The following is a 17,020-nucleotide window of genomic DNA, read 5'->3' on the forward strand; positions in this document are numbered from 1 at the left end:
CCTGATAATCAACGGATTATCACTAAAAAATGGCTCTATTGGACACTGGCGGCAGTCATTGCGATTATCGTTTTAGGTGCTATCGGCTTGGCATTAAATTAGGTCGAAAAAAAGGATCTCGCAAGGCGAGACCCTTTTTTAAATTTTCATTAGAAGATAATGACGGGAGTACCGACACTCACATTCTCGTAAACTGCCTTGATCTTAGACGGTGGGGTGTTAACACAGCCATGGGAGCCGTGTTTCTTATACCATGTGCCACCGTAAGTAGGTTGCCACGGCGAATCATGAATCCCAACGCCAGTGTCATCGACTGGCATCCAGTACTTCACTTTAGAAGCATAACTAGAACCGTTATCATTCTTACCACGAAGGGTGGTGTTACGTTGTTTACTCCAGATGACCCAGACACCAACTGGCGTGTGATGGGCCGTAGTTGGTAAACCAGTCACAATGTCGGTTGAAACGACGACTTTTCCGTTTTTATAAACCCACATGTGCTGATTTTGTTTATCAACTTCAACGTATGACTTGCCGATGTCGGTACCGTTACTGTGATAGCCGCTACCTTGGATAGCCGGTGTTCGAGACATCCCTTTGCCAGCGAGAACCAGCTTACTCAAGGCTGGTGTTTCACGCTTGACCTTGATACTCCAGCCATATAACCCGGCCTTGACTTTAACCGTACCACGTTTAGTGGACTTAAATGTCCGTGTCTTATTGATGGTGCCGTATTTACTGCTGAGCTTAGTCAAATAGGCCTTAACGGCTGTGGTCTTAGTAGTCAATTTACCATCTTTTAAGGTCAGCCAACTTGCTAAAGTTGCCGCCGGAATGGTTACTTTATGACCACTTAACTTGTAGAGATAAGTTTGCTTGGTAATAGCCTCAGCTTTAGTCTTAGCTGCTTTGAAGCTAGCAGACGTTGTAGTAACTTTGGGCTGCAAGTAATCTTTCGAAACGTCTACGGTATTACTACCTTGTTCAATAGCCGCTGTAATTGACTTAGCTAACTTGGCAGTGCTGAGTTGGTTACCGGCCTTTTCCTTAGTCACCACCCATTGTCCATTTTGGTAGCTAAATGAGGCACTTTTGGCCGCTGTCCGCGTCTTGTTGGCTTTGGTAGCAATTGATTTAGCCAGAGCCTGCACACTTTGTTGGTTAGCGCTGCTAGCATTGAGCTTGATGCTGTCTGCCGTGGCGGTGGTGACATGTGCTGGCCAGCTCCAAACGTTTTGTTTGGCAATCAGCTGGCTTAATGCCTGCTTGGAGGTGACTTTCAGGTTAACCTGATTAGTCTTAAAACTGGCAACGGTTTTGCTGCCATCCTTTAAGGTGTATTGCTGATCTTGCATGGCGGTCTTTAGCTTAGTAGCCGCTTGATTAGCGGTACTGCCCCCCACGTTGACCCCTGCAATTGTCGTATCTTTGAAGAAAACTTTACTAGAAGAATAATGCATTGCTTGTCCAACGTAAATGGCACCAACTGCGACAACCGCAGTGACAATCCCAATCACGAAGGCTTTCCGTTTTTTCATAGGTGTGACCTCCTAAAATAGCCAGTGGAGGAAAAGTCGTCATTTCAACTATCACCAATAGCATACTCCCAGCTTACTTCAAACTACCTTAAATGGCAACGCGACTGCTTTTATGTTATCGCTTTCATCATGATGATGTCAGTTTTCGAAGAATTTAATTAATTTGATAATTAAAACGGATAACTATGTCATGTTCATTCAGAAAACACTGTGCCAGATTAGCGGGTGATTTAGAGATAGGGCGCGGTAAACAAGTCTTGTCAGTTCTGGGCTCTTCGTGGAATTTAAGTAATCAGACAAAATAAAAAAGCCGTTCCCGTAAGGAACGACCCCTTTAAATCGTCAAATTAGTTTTCCAAAGCGGCTAAACCGTCTTGGGTAACCTTCTTCAATGTTTCAGCTGACTTAGCCATCAAGTCCTTTTCCTTGTCAGAAAGAGGAACTTCGATGACGCCACCTAAACCGTTAGCGTTAACGATGGCTGGTGTACCGATGAAGATGTCATCCAAACCATATTCGCCGTTCAAAGCAGCGCCGATAGGCAAGATAGCATTTTCGTCACGCAAGATAGCCTTCGTGATCCGCATCAAACAGGTTGCAACACCGTAGTAAGTTGCGCCCTTACGGTTGATGATTTCGTAAGCTTTGTTCCGCGTGTCGTCTTCGATCTTAGCTAAGTCATCATCGGTTAAACCGTGTTCCTTAGCAACAACCTTCAATGGCTTTGAGCCAACAGTTGCTTCGTCGTAGGCAGCGAATTCGGAATCACCATGTTCACCCATGATGTAAGCTTCAACGTTCCGTGGGTCAACGTTGAACTTCTTAGCCAACGCAACGCGTAGACGAGAAGTATCCAAAGAAGTCCCAGAACCGATAACCTTTTCCTTAGGGAAGCCAGAGAACTTCCAAGTTGCGTAAGTTAAGATGTCAACTGGGTTAGCAGCAACAACGAAGATGCCATCGAAACCAGATTCAACAACTGGCTTAACGATTGAGGACAAAATCTTCAAGTTTTTGTTAACTAAGTCCAAACGAGTTTCGCCGGGCTTTTGTGGGGCGCCGGCAGTGATAACAACCACGTCAGCATCCTTGCAGTCAGAGTAATCACCTGAGTAAACGTTCTTTGGTGACGTGAAGACTTGGGCATCTTCAAGGTCCAAAGCGTCCCCTTCAGTGCGTTCCTTAACAACGTCCACAATTACGAATTCTTCGGCAATACCTTGGTTCATCATTGAGTAAGCGTAGGCGGAACCAACGGCACCGTCACCGACTAAAACAACTTTTTGATGATTCTTAGTAGTCAAATTCTTCATCTCCTATAAAATTTTGACATCCAGGTACGCAATTCTCATCGATAATCCAGTGATTATCGCTCGTATTAAATACCCACCGCTTAGTATACCATGTAAAAAGGTGTTCGACCATGCTCCCAGTGAAAATTTGTGAAAACAATCATTTATTTAACTAAACAATTGTTTCACGGACGGGAGTCGTGAAGTTGTGAGGGGATTATGCTATACTATAGGGCATTGAATAAACTAAAAGAATAAACTGAGTCAGCTGAACGGGCCATTAGTGTCTCGTCCAGCTATTTTGCTTCTAGCGCTCAGTCACAATTTGCGTTAAGGGAGAACATGAAACGATGAAAATGATTGTTGGTTTAGGAAACATTGGGCCCCAATATGACAATACGCGGCATAATACCGGCTTCATGGTGGTTGACGCGTTTGCTCAGCAACATGGTATTGCGTTGACTACGCGTAAAATGGACGCGCGGTTTGGTAGCGGTCTTGTGAATGGTGAAAAGGTCTTGGTCGTGAAGCCTACGACATTCATGAACGAATCCGGGCGGGCCGTTCACCCGATTATGGATTACTTTAAGATTGATGTTGCCGATATTATGGTCGTTCAAGATGATATGGATTTACCTTTAGGTCGGATTCGCTTGCGGGATCATGGTTCTGCGGGTGGGCACAATGGCATTAAGAGTATTATTGCCCACGTTGGGACGCAGAACTTTGGTCGTTTAAAAGTCGGAATTGCCCACCCACAGCAACACACGGTCGTGGACTACGTATTAGGTAAGTTTACAACTGATCAACGTCCAGTCTTTAATCAGGCGTCTGATCGAGCGGTAGCGGCCCTCGATGATTGGGTAGCCGGCAGTGACTTTACGCAATTGATGAACCAGTACAACTAAGAATAGGAAGTTATCGTGTGAATTTAGAAGCATTTATGACCCAGACGGCGCAATACGCGACCATCCGTCAAACGCTTGGGATTGGTCAGCGTCAATTAGTGACGGGACTTAATGGCTCGGCGGAGACGCTATTTATTGTCAGTCTGCTCCATGAGCAACAGCGATCCCTAGTTTATGTGACGGATACCCTCTATCACGCTAGCCAGCTCGTCGACGATTTAGCCAATTTGCTAGATGATGACGAGCTCTTTGACTTTCCCGTGGAGGAGTTATTGGCGGCTGAGGTAGCGACCAGTTCGCCAGAGTACCGCTCAGCACGAATTGATGCCTTGCGGGCTTTACAGAGTGACCGGCCGGTGGTTGTCGTAACCTCGTTATCGGGATTACGGCGGTTCTTACCCACACCAGCAAATTTTGCGGCCGCCCGATTTACAGTTAGTGTTGGCGATGAATTTGATTTGGAAGCCCTCCAGCAAAAGTTGTTTGCGATGGGGTATGCGCATCAGAAATTAGTAGCGGCACCTGGTGATTTCGCTGTCCGGGGGTCCATTATTGATATCTATCCATTAGCGGCGGACTATCCGGTCCGAATTGACTTTTTCGATACCGAAGTGGATTCATTACGCTACTTTGATCCCGCCACCCAGCGAAGTATTGATAATGTACAAACGGTCGAGGTTTTACCAGCCACGGACTTTATTTTGACCGCTGATGAACGGGCCACTGGAGCGACGGCACTCCGGACAACCTTACAAGCTCAAACTGCTGACTTAGCGGCAGAAGATGCGACCACACTGACCAATCAGGTTCAACCATTGATTGATGGGTTGCAGAAGGGCTCAGTTGATCCACAGTTATTAGAATTTGCGGACTACTTATTCCCCGAACACCACCAAGTGTTGGATTATTTACCAGATGACGGTGTGGTTTTATTCGGCGACTACGTGCGGCTGCAAGATGCTGAACGACAATTATTGGAGGATGAAGCGAACTGGGCGACGGATAAATTAGCCCATCATCAAATCTTTACCCAGCAAACCTTTGGCGGTGAATTGCGGCCAATTGTCCGGGCCGATAAACATGCCCAGATTATGTTGGCATTGTTCCAAAAGGGCATGGGGAGTTTACGGTTCCAAGCGGTGACCAATATGACGACGCGAGCGATGCAACAGTTCTTTGGTCAGTTACCAGTGATGAAAACTGAAATTGACCGGTGGCACAAACAACAGCAGACGGTCGTATTATTGGTTCAAGACGAGGAACGGCTTGCTAAGATTGAACAAACCCTTGATGACTTTGAAATTCAAGCGGTTTTAACCAAATCGGCAAACCTCCAACCAGGACTAACCCAGTTAGTGCCGGAGCGACTGCAAACTGGATTTGAGTTGCCCGAAGCCTCATTAGTTGTGATTACGGAAGCCGAAATGTTCCAAAAGGTGACCAAAAAACGCCCCCGACGGCAAACGATGGCCAACGCTGAACGGTTAAAGAGTTATACGGACCTAAAGCCCGGTGACTACGTTGTTCACGTTAACCATGGGATTGGGAAGTTTATTGGGATGCAGACGCTGACGGTTGATGGCGTTCATCAGGATTACATGACCATTGATTACCAGGATAACGCGCAACTATTCATTCCCGTTACCCAACTAAATCTCATTCAGAAGTATGTCTCATCCGAGGATAAAAAGCCCAAGATTAACAAGTTGGGCGGTTCTGAGTGGGCGAAGACCAAGAGTAAAGTGGCCGCTAAGATTGAAGACATTGCTGATGAGTTAGTGGACCTGTATGCCAAACGCTCGGCTGAGAAGGGCTACGCGTTCCCAGTGGATGATAGCTTACAACATGACTTTGAAAATGATTTTCCATACGCAGAGACGCCTGACCAGTTACGAACGATTGAAGAGGTCAAGCATGATATGGAGAAGCCGCGGCCAATGGATCGCTTGTTGGTTGGGGATGTGGGCTACGGCAAGACGGAAGTTGCGTTACGGGCAGCATTTAAAGCCGTTGAAGCCGGTAAACAAGTAGCCTTTTTAGTCCCAACAACTATCTTAGCGCAACAACATTATGATACGATGGTCAGTCGATTTGAAGGCTATCCAATCAATGTCGAAATGTTTTCCCGTTTCCGAACGACTAAGCAGATTCACCAGGCGATTAATGACTTGGAAACCGGGCAATTGGACATTGTTGTGGGCACTCACCGGCTCTTATCACAAGATGTTAAATTCAAAAATTTGGGATTGGTGCTGGTTGATGAGGAGCAGCGGTTCGGTGTTAAACATAAGGAACGGTTGAAGCAACTTAAGGCCAACGTCGATGTGCTGACCTTAACGGCAACGCCGATTCCCCGGACGCTGCACATGTCAATGCTGGGTGTCCGCGACTTGTCTGTGATTGAGACGCCACCGGCTAACCGGTTCCCGATTCAAACCTACGTGATGGAACAAAATGCGGGAGCGATTCAGGACGGTATCCGTCGCGAAATGCAGCGTGGCGGTCAAGTCTTTTACTTGCATAACCGCGTGGATGACATCGAAAAGACGGTGGGGCAAATTCAAGCGTTGGTGCCAGAAGCGCGAGTCGGTTACATTCATGGTAAGATGACGGAAGCGCAATTAGAGGGTGTGTTGTTCGACTTTCTACGGGGGGACTATGATGTCTTGGTAACCACCACCATCATTGAAACTGGGATCGACATCCCCAATGCCAACACACTCTTTGTTGAAAATGCTGACCGCATGGGCTTGTCGCAGTTATATCAACTGCGTGGGCGGATCGGTCGAAGTAACCGCGTGGCCTATGCCTACTTTACTTACCAGCCCAATAAGGTGCTGACCGAAGTCAGTGAAAAGCGGCTAGAGGCCATTAAAGACTTTACCGAGTTAGGGTCGGGTTTCAAGATTGCGATGCGAGACCTATCCATTCGGGGAGCTGGTAACCTGCTGGGTAAGCAACAGCATGGATTTATTAACTCCGTGGGTTATGATTTGTACACGCAGATGCTCAGTGACGCCGTTGCCAAGAAGCGGGGGCAAAAGACACAACCGAAGACGGATACGACCATTGAGTTGGGGGTTGAAGCCTATCTTCCGAGTGATTACATTGAGGATGAACAACAGAAGATTGAGATGTACAAACGGATTCGTCAATTGGAAGATGACGATGAGGTGAGCGAGATTCAAGCGGACCTGATTGACCGGTTTGGGGAATACCCACCAGCAGTGGATCAGCTCTTGACAATTGGCCAATTGAAGTTAGCCGCGGATTTGGCTTTAGTCGATAAAATTCGGCGGGTCAATGGCGATGTATTCGTGACAGTGTCGAAACAAGGAACGGAAATCTTAGGCGGTGAAGACGTCTTTAAGGCTTTGGCGGTTACGCAACTGAAAGCTACTGTTGGCATTAATGATGATCGATTGCACATTAAGTTGGTCTTACAGCCCAATATGACGACAACTGATTGGTTACCGCAAGTGCAAGCCTTCATGGTTACGTTACGTGAGATTGTGGAGCAAACGACTAAACCTAAGGCTGCTAAGGCAACCGATAAGTAAGGAGGCCGCTGATGGGCAACCGCAATGTTAATACCACCTTACAGGGGGCCCTGATTCTCTCAGTTGCGGCATTTGTTGCCAAATTACTGAGCGCTGTTTATCGGGTACCCTTTCAGAATATGGTGGGGAATACTGGATTTTATGTGTATCAGCAAGTGTATCCACTCTATGGCATTGGCATGACGTTTGCATTGAGTGGCCTACCCGTCTTTATTTCTAAGTTGATTGCGGAAGCCCCCGATTTAGCAACCCAACAGACCGTTGCTCGGCAAGTTTACCGGTGGACTGGGGGATTAGCCGTGGTGATTTTTGGCGGGTTGATGGTGGGCGCCCCTTGGTTAGCACGAGGAATGGGCGATCACCAGCTGACGCCCTTGATTCAAATGGTGGCGTGGATGTTCTTATTTATGCCAGCACTTTCCGTTGGACGGGGCTATCATCAGGGCCGATTTGATATGTTACCAACTGCCCGCTCCCAAGTCGTCGAGCAATTAGTCCGGGTGATCGTTATTCTCGCAGCGGCTGGCTGGGCGACGCATCATGGGTGGTCAGTGTATCGAATGGGTACGTGGGCACTCAGCGGTGGTACCATCGCGGCTGTAGCCGCATTATTGACGCTACCGCGGTGGCGCACTGCACAGTCATCAGCAGGTCGTCGCTTGCCCCATTTAGGCCGGCGATTGCTGATCGAGGGTGGCACACTCTGCTTGCTAACAGCGATGATGGTGTTATTACAGCTGGTCGATTCGTTTACGGTTAAGAATGGACTGGTTGCGGGCGGCATGAGTGATCTAGCCGCCAAGAGTCTGAAAGGGGTTTATGATCGGGCTCAGCCACTAGTCCAATTAGGATTGGTGGTTGCGGTGGCCTTTGCCACCTCACTACTCCCTGCTTTGACCGAAGCCCAGCGACAGCGTCATCCTCAAGCGTTTAAACGCTTGACGACAACAATGATGCGGATTGCTTTGGTTATAGCGGCAGCAGCAACTGCGGGTCTAATCAGTCTGATGCCATGGATTGATCGATTGCTATTTGGCAATACGCAAGGAGTGGGCATGTTAGCCATCTACATGCTTAGTATCATCTTAGCGACGTTGATTCAGACTTATAATAGTGTCTTACAAAGTCAGGATACCTATCGGTTAACGGTGGTGGCTTTAATGACGGGCTTTATTGTTAAATGTCTCTTCAATCGGTGGTCAGTCATACATTTCGGCGGAGTCGGAGCGAGTTGGCTAACGGTTATGAGCTTAGGAGTCACGTTTGCCATCATTTGGTATGGCTCAGCGCGTGACTTACGGACAGGCATCTGGCAGCGGTCATTCATTCGAAAACTGCTAGGATGTACCATCCTCATGGTGGCTGGTGTTCAATTAACTGGCGACTTACTAGAACACTGGTGGCCCACTTTAGCAACTGGACGACTCGCTGCTGGTGGTGCGCTGTTGATTACGATTCCGGTGGGTGTGATCATCTTCTTTAGTTTGGCACTTAGCTGGCAGTTACTCACCGTGCGGGAATGGTTGGCGATTCCCCACGCGAGAACATTATTAAAATTGTGGCAAAAATTGCGTCATTTTGGAGGAAAATAATATGCGATTAGATAAATATTTGAAAGTATCTCGGATTATCAAGCGGCGTTCAGTTGCCAAGGAAATTGCGGACAAGGGCCGAATTGAGATTAACGGTAAGGTAGCCAAGTCTTCAACGGAAGTGGCACCACGAGATGAACTGGTGATCAAGTTTGGTAATAAAACGTTAACCATTACTGTGGATGAATTATTGGAGACGACTAAGAAAGACGATGCTGAACGGATGTACACCATCGTCAAGGAAGAATACGCCCAAGATTTCCGCCAAGAATAACCGCATAATGTGACGAGTATTTTACAATCTGCTTAACTAGCTAGACGGGGAAATTGAAACTTGCTATACTCAAGTTAAACTATCTGGTTAAATTTGAGGAGTGAGTGGGATGGCTGATGAAAAAGTACAAACGGCTAAAGTAAAACGGCTTGAAAATGACTATACCCGACAACTGGATCATCAGCAGGCAGTCCAGCACCACACGCGATGGTTGGGTCGTCGACGGATGCGTCGGGCTTTGCGTATCGGGTTGGTATTTGCTGTGTTTGCTTTAATCCTAGGCATCCAACTCATTCGGACCAATGCCAGCTTGCACAAGGTCAATCAGCAAGTGGCCACGAGTGAACGTCAATTGACGAAGACCAAGGCAGAAAATACCCAGCTGGATCTTAAAGTTAAACAATTGAATAATCAGGATTACGTCGCTCAGCTAATCCGCTCGAAGTATTATTACTCGAAGTCGGGGGAGACTATCTATAGTCTACCTGGGGACCATGCGAGTGATGTCACCGCAAAATAGTGATTGGAAAATCGAAACGTTAGGTTTCGATTTTTTTATTTGTCTAAATAGGCGAGACTTTTCTGAAAGCGCTGTGGATTCTTAATAGACTTAATGAAAAGCCGTAACATTAGGGGAGTTGGCTAGAAAGTTAATTTAACGGGCTTTACTAGGGGTGTGAAAACCAGAATTTATGAGAGGCTTTTTGTGTTTTGGCGTTTGGGATTGGTTAAAATTGTGTTATACTAAAACCACTTATTTTAAGGAGGAACTTCTTGTTTATGGCAATTGAGGTTGGAGCTAAAGTTACCGGAAAGGTCTCCGGAATTACGAACTTTGGTGCATTTGTTGATTTAGGTGACCACAAGACCGGGCTGGTGCACATTAGTGAAATTTCTGACGGGTATGTAAAGGATATTCATGACGTCTTATCTGTTGGTGATGAGGTGACAGTCAAAGTCTTGACTGTTGGCGACGATGGTAAGATTGGGTTATCGATTCGTAAAGCTACGGATCATCCGGCATCAGAACGGCCGCACCATGCGCATAATGATCATCATGAGGGCGCCCGCGGTGGCGATCATGACCATCATAGCAATGGGGGAAATCGCGGCGGTGACCATGGCGGTCGGCGTTTCGAGAATAATGGACCGCGGCCACATCATAGCTCAGCCAATGGTCGGTTTTCCGGTCATCATGCGGTTAAACATGAAGAAAATTTTGACGATATGATGTCAGGGTTCTTGAAACAAAGTGAGGATCGACTGGCAACAATTAAACGTAACACTGAGGGCAAACGTGGCGGCCGTGGCGGTCGGCGTAGCTAATTGTCTTTGATAGGGACCGCATTCGTGCGGCCCTTTTTCTTAATGGTTGAATTGTTGGGGGCAGGAACAAGTGACGCTAAAAAGTGATTTTCAACGAAATTGGCAGGCACAGGGATGGGCCGATTCACAACAACACGGGCTAGTGGCGGTGTCTACTGGGGTTGATTCGATGGTGCTGCTACAGTTGCTCATGACATTACCGGTGACCATGCGGCCGAAGCTGACAGTCGTGCATGTGAATCATCAATTGCGACAGCAGAGTCAAACGGAAGCCGCCTTTTTAAAAAAATGGTGTGCCGCCCATCAGATACCGCTGGTGACAACCAAATGGCCGATTGACCAACATCCAAGCCATGGTGTGGAAGCTGCTGCGCGGGCATTTCGCTATGACTTTTTTGCCCAGCAATTGCACCAACAAAAGGCGGATTGGGTGGCAACGGCTCATCAGGCCGACGAGCAGGTTGAAACAATCCTATTAAAGCTCATTCGGGGTGGTCAGCTGGCACAATTAACCGGTATGGCGGCCAGCCGGCCTTTAGCTGGTGGCCGAGTTATTCGGCCCTTGCTTCCCTTCACTAAAGAACGACTCAAAGCCTACGCTCGTGAGCAACAAGTGCCGTGGTACGAGGATGCCACTAATCAAGAGTTGATAGCGAGTCGTAATCGAGTTCGGCATCAGCTCATTCCGTTGTTGAAACAAGAGAATCCTCAGGTGGTTGAACATGTGATGACGTATGCCCAGCAACTGCAAGAAACGTTAATGATCAGTGATCAAGCTTTAGATCAACAGTTACAAACAATCATGACAAGGTCTGATAATGTGGCGGGATTGTTACGTCATTCGATTGCTGAACAACGGTTACTGCTAACCCGATTGATCAAACAGCAGGCGCCAACTATTTCGGCGGGATATCCGCAGATTGATCAGTGTTTGCAATTGCTGGCAAACGGGCAACATCCCACCGGTAGCGTCGTTTTTAGTGAAGGGTGGCAACTGACCAAAAGCTATACGCATTTTCGCTTCTGGCAACCGAAAAAAAACGATGAAAAATCCGTGGAACATTTTAGATTTATGGTAGACTTAGACCAATGGCAATCAATTGGACACGGTCGCCAACTTGGCTGCTTTACAACAGATACAGCGAAAATGATAACGCATGAAACAATTGCTTTGACGACAGCGGACTTTCCGTTAATGGTTCGCGAGTGGCAGGCGGGTGATCGCTTGCGGCTGCGAACTGGCCACCACCAACCAGTTCGTCGGGCACTAATTAATGCGAAGATTCCGCGTGAACAGCGGGCCCAACAACAAGTGTTGGTAACGGCCCAGGGAACTGTTTTGGCTGTATTGGGTGTAAAGTGGGCGGTACGGCCACCGCGCTCACATACCAAAAACTATCATATTGGGTTGAAAGCTGAATAGACGAAAGGGGAACAGTATGAATAACGATATTGAAAAGGTCCTATATAGTGAAGAAGATATTGCTGCCGCGTGCAAACGGTTAGGTCAACAATTGGCCGAGGATTACCGGGATAAGACCCCACTGATGGTTTGTGTTTTAAAGGGGGCTATCCTATTCATGACCGATGTGATTCGTGACATGGATATCTACGCCACCATCGATTTTATTGATGTATCTAGTTATAATGGTGGGACCGAATCATCTGGGACGATTCGTCTACTGAAGGATTTGGATACAGATGTTGCTGGCCGCGACGTTGTCTTGGTGGAAGATATCATCGATACTGGTCGGACACTGAAATACTTGGAAGACTTGTTGAAGGATCGTCAAGCGAAGTCGATTAAGGTCTGCACGTTAATGGACAAGCCAAGTGGTCGGGTCGTGGAAGCCAAAGCGGATTACGTTGGGTTTAATGTTCCTAGCGAATTTGTGGTTGGTTATGGTTTGGACTACGAGGAAAAGTATCGAAATCTTCCTTACGTCGGTGTCTTGAAGCCGTCAGTTTATTCAGATAAATAATTAGTCAATGATAGTCAATTGTGATAACATCTTATTTAGTAAAAGAGCACAAGCTCTTAATTTCGTTCCTAGACTTAAGGCTGGGAACTGTGGGTAAGGAGGCACGACATGAATAATCGACGAAACGGTCTGTTTCGTAACAGCCTGTTTTATATTGTGATCTTCTTATTGGTCATTGGTGTGGTATACCTATTCAATGGTAATAACACAAGCTCACAATCCCAAGAAATCCAATCGAGTCAGTTCGTGAAAGACTTGAATGCGAATAAGATCAAGAACTTCTCCATTCAACCATCCGGAGGCGTTTACAAGATTACTGGTGAGTACCGCAATGCACAAAAGCGGGCAACCAATACCGGTTTTAGTCTTGGCGGTTCGCAAAGTACGGCGGTAACAAGCTTTAGTACGCAAGTCTTGACGAATAACTCGACGGTTTCAGCGATTGATAAGGCCGCTAAGAATCACAATGTAAAGGTCAATACCAAGGCGGAAGAATCTAGTGGCTTCTGGATTAATCTGTTAGTCTATGTAGCACCACTACTCATCTTTTTCTTCTTCTTCTACATGATGATGGGCCAAGCCGGCCAAGGTGGCGGCAATGGGCGCGTTATGAACTTTGGGAAGAGCAAAGCTAAGCCAGCTGATAGTAAGGAGAATAAGGTTCGCTTCTCTGATGTTGCTGGTGAGGAAGAGGAAAAACAAGAACTGGTCGAAGTGGTCGAGTTCTTGAAGAATCCACGTAAGTTTGTCTCTTTGGGTGCCCGGATTCCATCTGGGGTGCTTCTGGAGGGCCCGCCAGGAACTGGTAAAACATTACTGGCTAAGGCCGTTGCTGGTGAAGCAGCTGTGCCATTCTTCTCAATTTCTGGTTCAGACTTCGTAGAAATGTTTGTCGGTGTCGGGGCTAGCCGTGTACGGGATCTCTTTGAACAGGCCAAAAAAGCTGCACCATCAATCATCTTTATTGATGAAATTGATGCAGTTGGTCGTCAACGGGGCGCCGGCATGGGCGGTGGCCACGATGAACGTGAACAGACTTTGAACCAGTTATTGGTTGAAATGGATGGTTTCACTGGTAGTGAAGGTGTCATCGTAATGGCGGCAACTAACCGTTCAGATGTTTTGGACCCAGCTTTGTTGCGGCCAGGTCGGTTTGACCGGAAGATTCTGGTTGGCCGTCCGGACGTTAAGGGTCGTGAAGCGATTTTGAAGGTCCACGCTAAGAATAAGCCATTAGCTAATGATGTTGACTTAAAAGAAATTTCTAAGCAAACGCCTGGTTTTGTTGGGGCTGACTTGGAAAACTTATTGAACGAAGCAGCTCTATTGGCGGCTCGCCGGAACAAGACCCAAATTGATGCTTCTGATTTAGATGAAGCAGAAGATCGGGTGATTGCCGGACCAGCCAAAAAGGATCGGGTAGTCAGTCCGCAAGAACGCAAGACGGTGGCTTACCACGAAGCCGGGCATACAATTGTCGGCTTAGTCTTGAACGACGCCCGGGTTGTCCACAAGGTAACCATTGTTCCACGGGGCCGCGCTGGCGGCTACGCGATCATGTTGCCGCGTGAAGACCAAATGCTGATGTCCAAGAAGGATGCTATGGAACAAATTGCTGGGTTAATGGGTGGACGAACGGCTGAAGAGTTGATCTTCAATTCGGAATCGTCTGGTGCCTCAAATGACTTTGAGCAAGCAACGCAAATTGCACGTTCCATGGTTACGCAGTATGGGATGAGTAAAGCAGTGGGAACGGTGGCACTGGAAAGTGGCAGCGGTCAACCATTTGTTGGTGCGGGCTATACCAACCAACCAGCCTACTCGGAACAAACAGCTAACTTAATTGATAGCGAAGTTCGCCGAATCATCGAGGAAGCCCATGCGACTGCTCGGAAGATTTTGGAAGAACACAAGGAAGAACACAAGATTATTGCAGAAGCCTTGCTGAAATACGAAACGTTGGATGAAAAGCAAATTCTCAGCTTGTTTAATACTGGGAAGATGCCTGAAAAGTCTGGCGACAGCGAATTTCCAAGTGAAAAGGCAGCAACTTTTGAAGAATCCAAGCGTGAATTAGAACGTCGGGAAGCAGAACGTCAGGCGTCTACGGAAGCTAAATTAGCTTCTTCTGCGGCCAATGAATCCAGCTCAGCTGATTCAGCCGTTAGTTCAGCAGCGGATGATCATGAGTCTGACCATTCTGAATAGTTGATTGCGTTGAAGGGGACCGGAATATTTCCGGTCCCTTTTGTGTTTGCAAATGGTGTGGATTCTGGTAAGGTAAGGCATGATGAAAAGAAACGAAAGGACGTTTACAGGAATGGCAGATTATTTAGTAAAAAGTTTAATTGACGGTGGCATGTTTCGCGCATACGTGGTTGACGCCACGGAAACAGTCGCTGAAGCGCAACAGCGGCATGATACTTGGAGTGCCGCCACGGCGGCCTTGGGTCGAACTCTGATTGGAACGATGTTACTTTCAACTTCCTTGCTAAAGGGGGATGAAAAGCTAACTGTCAAAGTGAATGGACATGGACCAGTGGGGGCCATTGTTGTTGATGGCAATGCTAACGGGACGGTTAAGGGATATTTACAGTATCCACATACTAGCCTGCCGCTTAATGAAAAGCACAAGATTGATGTTAAAAAGGCGGTTGGGGTTAACGGTATGCTGACGGTTACCAAGGATCAAGGCCTGGGCCAGCCATATACTGGGCAAGTGCCATTGGTGTCCGGTGAATTAGGTGAAGACTTTACTTACTATTTGGCTAAGTCGGAACAAATCCCAAGTGCAGTGGGGGTATCCGTGTTCGTACAGCCTAATAATACAGTTAAGGTTGCCGGCGGGTTCTTGATTCAGGTAATGCCTGGTGCTTCCGATGAAGCAATTGCGCGGTTAGAACAGCGGATTAAAGAGATGCCAATGGTATCAGAACTATTACTGGCTGGACAGACACCGGAAGAAATTTTGGCACTTCTATTTAAAGAAGAAAAGATCAAGATTGTCCAAAAAATGCCTGTGGGCTTTAAGTGTGATTGTTCTAAGGACCGGTTTGCCCAGTCGTTGGCTTCCATTCAACCAGCAGCGTTACAGGAAATGATTGATGAAGATCACGGTGCCGAAGCAGTTTGTCATTTTTGTGGGACAAAGTATCAATTTTCGGAAGATGACTTACGGGCCATTTTAACGGAAGCACAGGCTAAGTAGTATGGAAGGCACAAGTTGGCAGATTGGCGATGTTACGATTCCCAATCGAGTGGTGGTTGCTCCCATGGCGGGGGTAACGAATGTGGCTTTTCGGACGATCTGTAAGGCGTTCGGTTCCGGGTTGGTTGAATGTGAAATGATTTCTGGGCAAGGAATTCATTATCATAATCAACGAACGTTACGAATGATGGCTGTGAATGCGCAAGAACATCCGATGAGTATTCAGATCTTTGGTGGCACCCAGAAAACCTTGGTACAGGCTGCTCAATTTGTTGATCAACAGACGGCAGCGGATATTATTGACATCAATATGGGATGTCCGGTGAACAAAGTAGTTAATACGGATGCGGGTGCCAAATGGCTACTGGATTCACAAAAGGTTCACGATATGGTGGCAGCAGTTGTTGCGGCAGTAAAAAAGCCGGTGACAGTTAAGATGCGAACCGGTTGGGACGATCATCATATTTTTGCGGTTGATAATGCTTTGGCGGCGCAGCGGGCTGGGGCTGCTGCGGTGGCTATGCATGGTCGAACGCGGAAGCAAATGTATCAAGGACAAGCAGATTGGCAGATTTTAGCGGAGGTTGCCCAGCATCTAACCATTCCTTTCATGGGGAATGGTGATGTGCGGACGCCACAAGATGCGCAACGGATGTTGAATGAGGTTGGCGCAGATGCGGTTATGATTGGACGAGCGGTTATGGGGAACCCATGGCTGTTGCAACGGATCAATCATTACCTGGCAACTGATGAATTGCTGGCAGAACCAACACCACAGGAAAAAATCACGATTGCATTGGAACACTTGCACAAGTTGTGTGTTGCCAAGGGACCAGTAGAAGGACCACGGGATTTTCGCAATCAGGTTGCTTATTACTTGAAGGGAATTCCGCATACGGCCCGAACTAAGGTCGCTATTACGGATGCAACTGAAGAAGCTGTGATGCATGATCTGCTGGTCAAATTTTTGGAGCGGATGACGGCGACGATACAACATCAGCCGGTTCGACGATATCGAAATTAAGGGTAGGACAGTTATGTCCTATTTTTTTTGATTTATTTTGTAAATATCCTTGACCTAAGACGGGATGCTTGGTAAGATATTACCTGTTGCTGTGAACGACAGAAATGCATAAAAAACAAATTGCTGAATAGTCATACAATTTGAAAATAATGCTTGACGCGTCAAACAGCAACTGATACAATGTTTTATGTTGTCGAAAGGCATCGAGCATCTGAATATCTCAGCCACCCGGTTGAATATATATTCAAAAGTTTTAAAAAGATGTTGACATGATTTGGACGACATGATATACTTTAAAAGTTGTCACGGAGCACTT

The 17,020-nt window shown here is 47.0% G+C and carries 13 protein-coding genes; 11 read left to right on the plus strand and 2 right to left on the minus strand.

All coding sequences use genetic code 11. The annotated features are described in order from the left end of the window. Window positions 1–149 precede the first annotated feature (149 nt). Both FC61_RS11925 and FC61_RS11930 read right to left on the minus strand, forming a co-directional pair. Entirely contained in the window at window positions 150–1,538 is a 1,389-nt protein-coding gene (locus FC61_RS11925; protein ID WP_021742940.1) for a L,D-transpeptidase family protein, read from the minus strand. A 347-nt stretch (window positions 1,539–1,885) separates the two neighbouring features. Further along, window positions 1,886–2,851 (minus strand): L-lactate dehydrogenase, encoded by a 966-nt coding sequence (locus FC61_RS11930; RefSeq protein ID WP_015473349.1) that lies wholly within the window; start codon window positions 2,849–2,851, stop codon window positions 1,886–1,888. Window positions 2,852–3,180: 329 nt separating this feature from the next. On the opposite strand from FC61_RS11930, the gene pth reads away from it, so the two are divergent. From pth to dusB, 11 genes are all read left to right on the plus strand, one after another. Next, window positions 3,181–3,738: an aminoacyl-tRNA hydrolase gene (pth, locus tag FC61_RS11935; protein ID WP_021742938.1), complete on the plus strand. Its 558-nt coding sequence runs from the start codon at window positions 3,181–3,183 to the stop codon at window positions 3,736–3,738. 17 nt (window positions 3,739–3,755) lie between these two features. Beyond that, window positions 3,756–7,298, plus strand: coding sequence for a transcription-repair coupling factor (mfd, locus tag FC61_RS11940; protein WP_035465145.1), 3,543 nt, complete (start codon window positions 3,756–3,758; stop codon window positions 7,296–7,298). A gap of 11 nt (window positions 7,299–7,309) precedes the next feature. Further along, window positions 7,310–8,890: a putative polysaccharide biosynthesis protein gene (locus FC61_RS11945; protein ID WP_021742936.1), complete on the plus strand. Its 1,581-nt coding sequence runs from the start codon at window positions 7,310–7,312 to the stop codon at window positions 8,888–8,890. Between the two features lies 1 nt (window position 8,891). After that, window positions 8,892–9,164 (plus strand): RNA-binding S4 domain-containing protein, encoded by a 273-nt coding sequence (locus FC61_RS11950; RefSeq protein WP_011667302.1) that lies wholly within the window; start codon window positions 8,892–8,894, stop codon window positions 9,162–9,164. Window positions 9,165–9,273: 109 nt separating this feature from the next. Beyond that, entirely contained in the window at window positions 9,274–9,684 is a 411-nt protein-coding gene (locus tag FC61_RS11955) for an FtsB family cell division protein (protein WP_021742935.1), read from the plus strand. 260 nt (window positions 9,685–9,944) lie between these two features. Next, the gene (locus tag FC61_RS11960; RefSeq protein ID WP_011667304.1) at window positions 9,945–10,490 is read left to right on the plus strand and encodes a S1 domain-containing RNA-binding protein; all 546 of its coding nucleotides are present in this window, start codon (window positions 9,945–9,947) and stop codon (window positions 10,488–10,490) included. A 70-nt stretch (window positions 10,491–10,560) separates the two neighbouring features. Then, window positions 10,561–11,913: a tRNA lysidine(34) synthetase TilS gene (tilS, locus tag FC61_RS11965; protein WP_035465143.1), complete on the plus strand. Its 1,353-nt coding sequence runs from the start codon at window positions 10,561–10,563 to the stop codon at window positions 11,911–11,913. Window positions 11,914–11,929: 16 nt separating this feature from the next. After that, window positions 11,930–12,472, plus strand: coding sequence for a hypoxanthine phosphoribosyltransferase (gene hpt / locus FC61_RS11970; protein ID WP_011667306.1), 543 nt, complete (start codon window positions 11,930–11,932; stop codon window positions 12,470–12,472). Between the two features lie 108 nt (window positions 12,473–12,580). Beyond that, window positions 12,581–14,680 carry an ATP-dependent zinc metalloprotease FtsH gene (gene ftsH, locus FC61_RS11975; protein ID WP_011667307.1) on the plus strand — a complete coding sequence of 700 codons (2,100 nt, stop codon included), beginning with the start codon at window positions 12,581–12,583 and terminating at the stop codon, window positions 14,678–14,680. Window positions 14,681–14,792: 112 nt separating this feature from the next. Continuing rightward, window positions 14,793–15,680, plus strand: coding sequence for an Hsp33 family molecular chaperone HslO (gene hslO / locus FC61_RS11980; RefSeq protein ID WP_011667308.1), 888 nt, complete (start codon window positions 14,793–14,795; stop codon window positions 15,678–15,680). 1 nt (window position 15,681) lies between these two features. Then, a complete protein-coding gene (gene dusB, locus FC61_RS11985) occupies window positions 15,682–16,704 on the plus strand; it encodes a tRNA dihydrouridine synthase DusB (RefSeq protein ID WP_021742933.1) in 1,023 nt (340 codons plus the stop codon). Window positions 16,705–17,020 lie beyond the last annotated feature (316 nt).

It is taken from the genome of Levilactobacillus brevis ATCC 14869 = DSM 20054, from assembly GCF_001433855.1.
In the GTDB taxonomy this organism is placed as follows: domain Bacteria; phylum Bacillota; class Bacilli; order Lactobacillales; family Lactobacillaceae; genus Levilactobacillus; species Levilactobacillus brevis.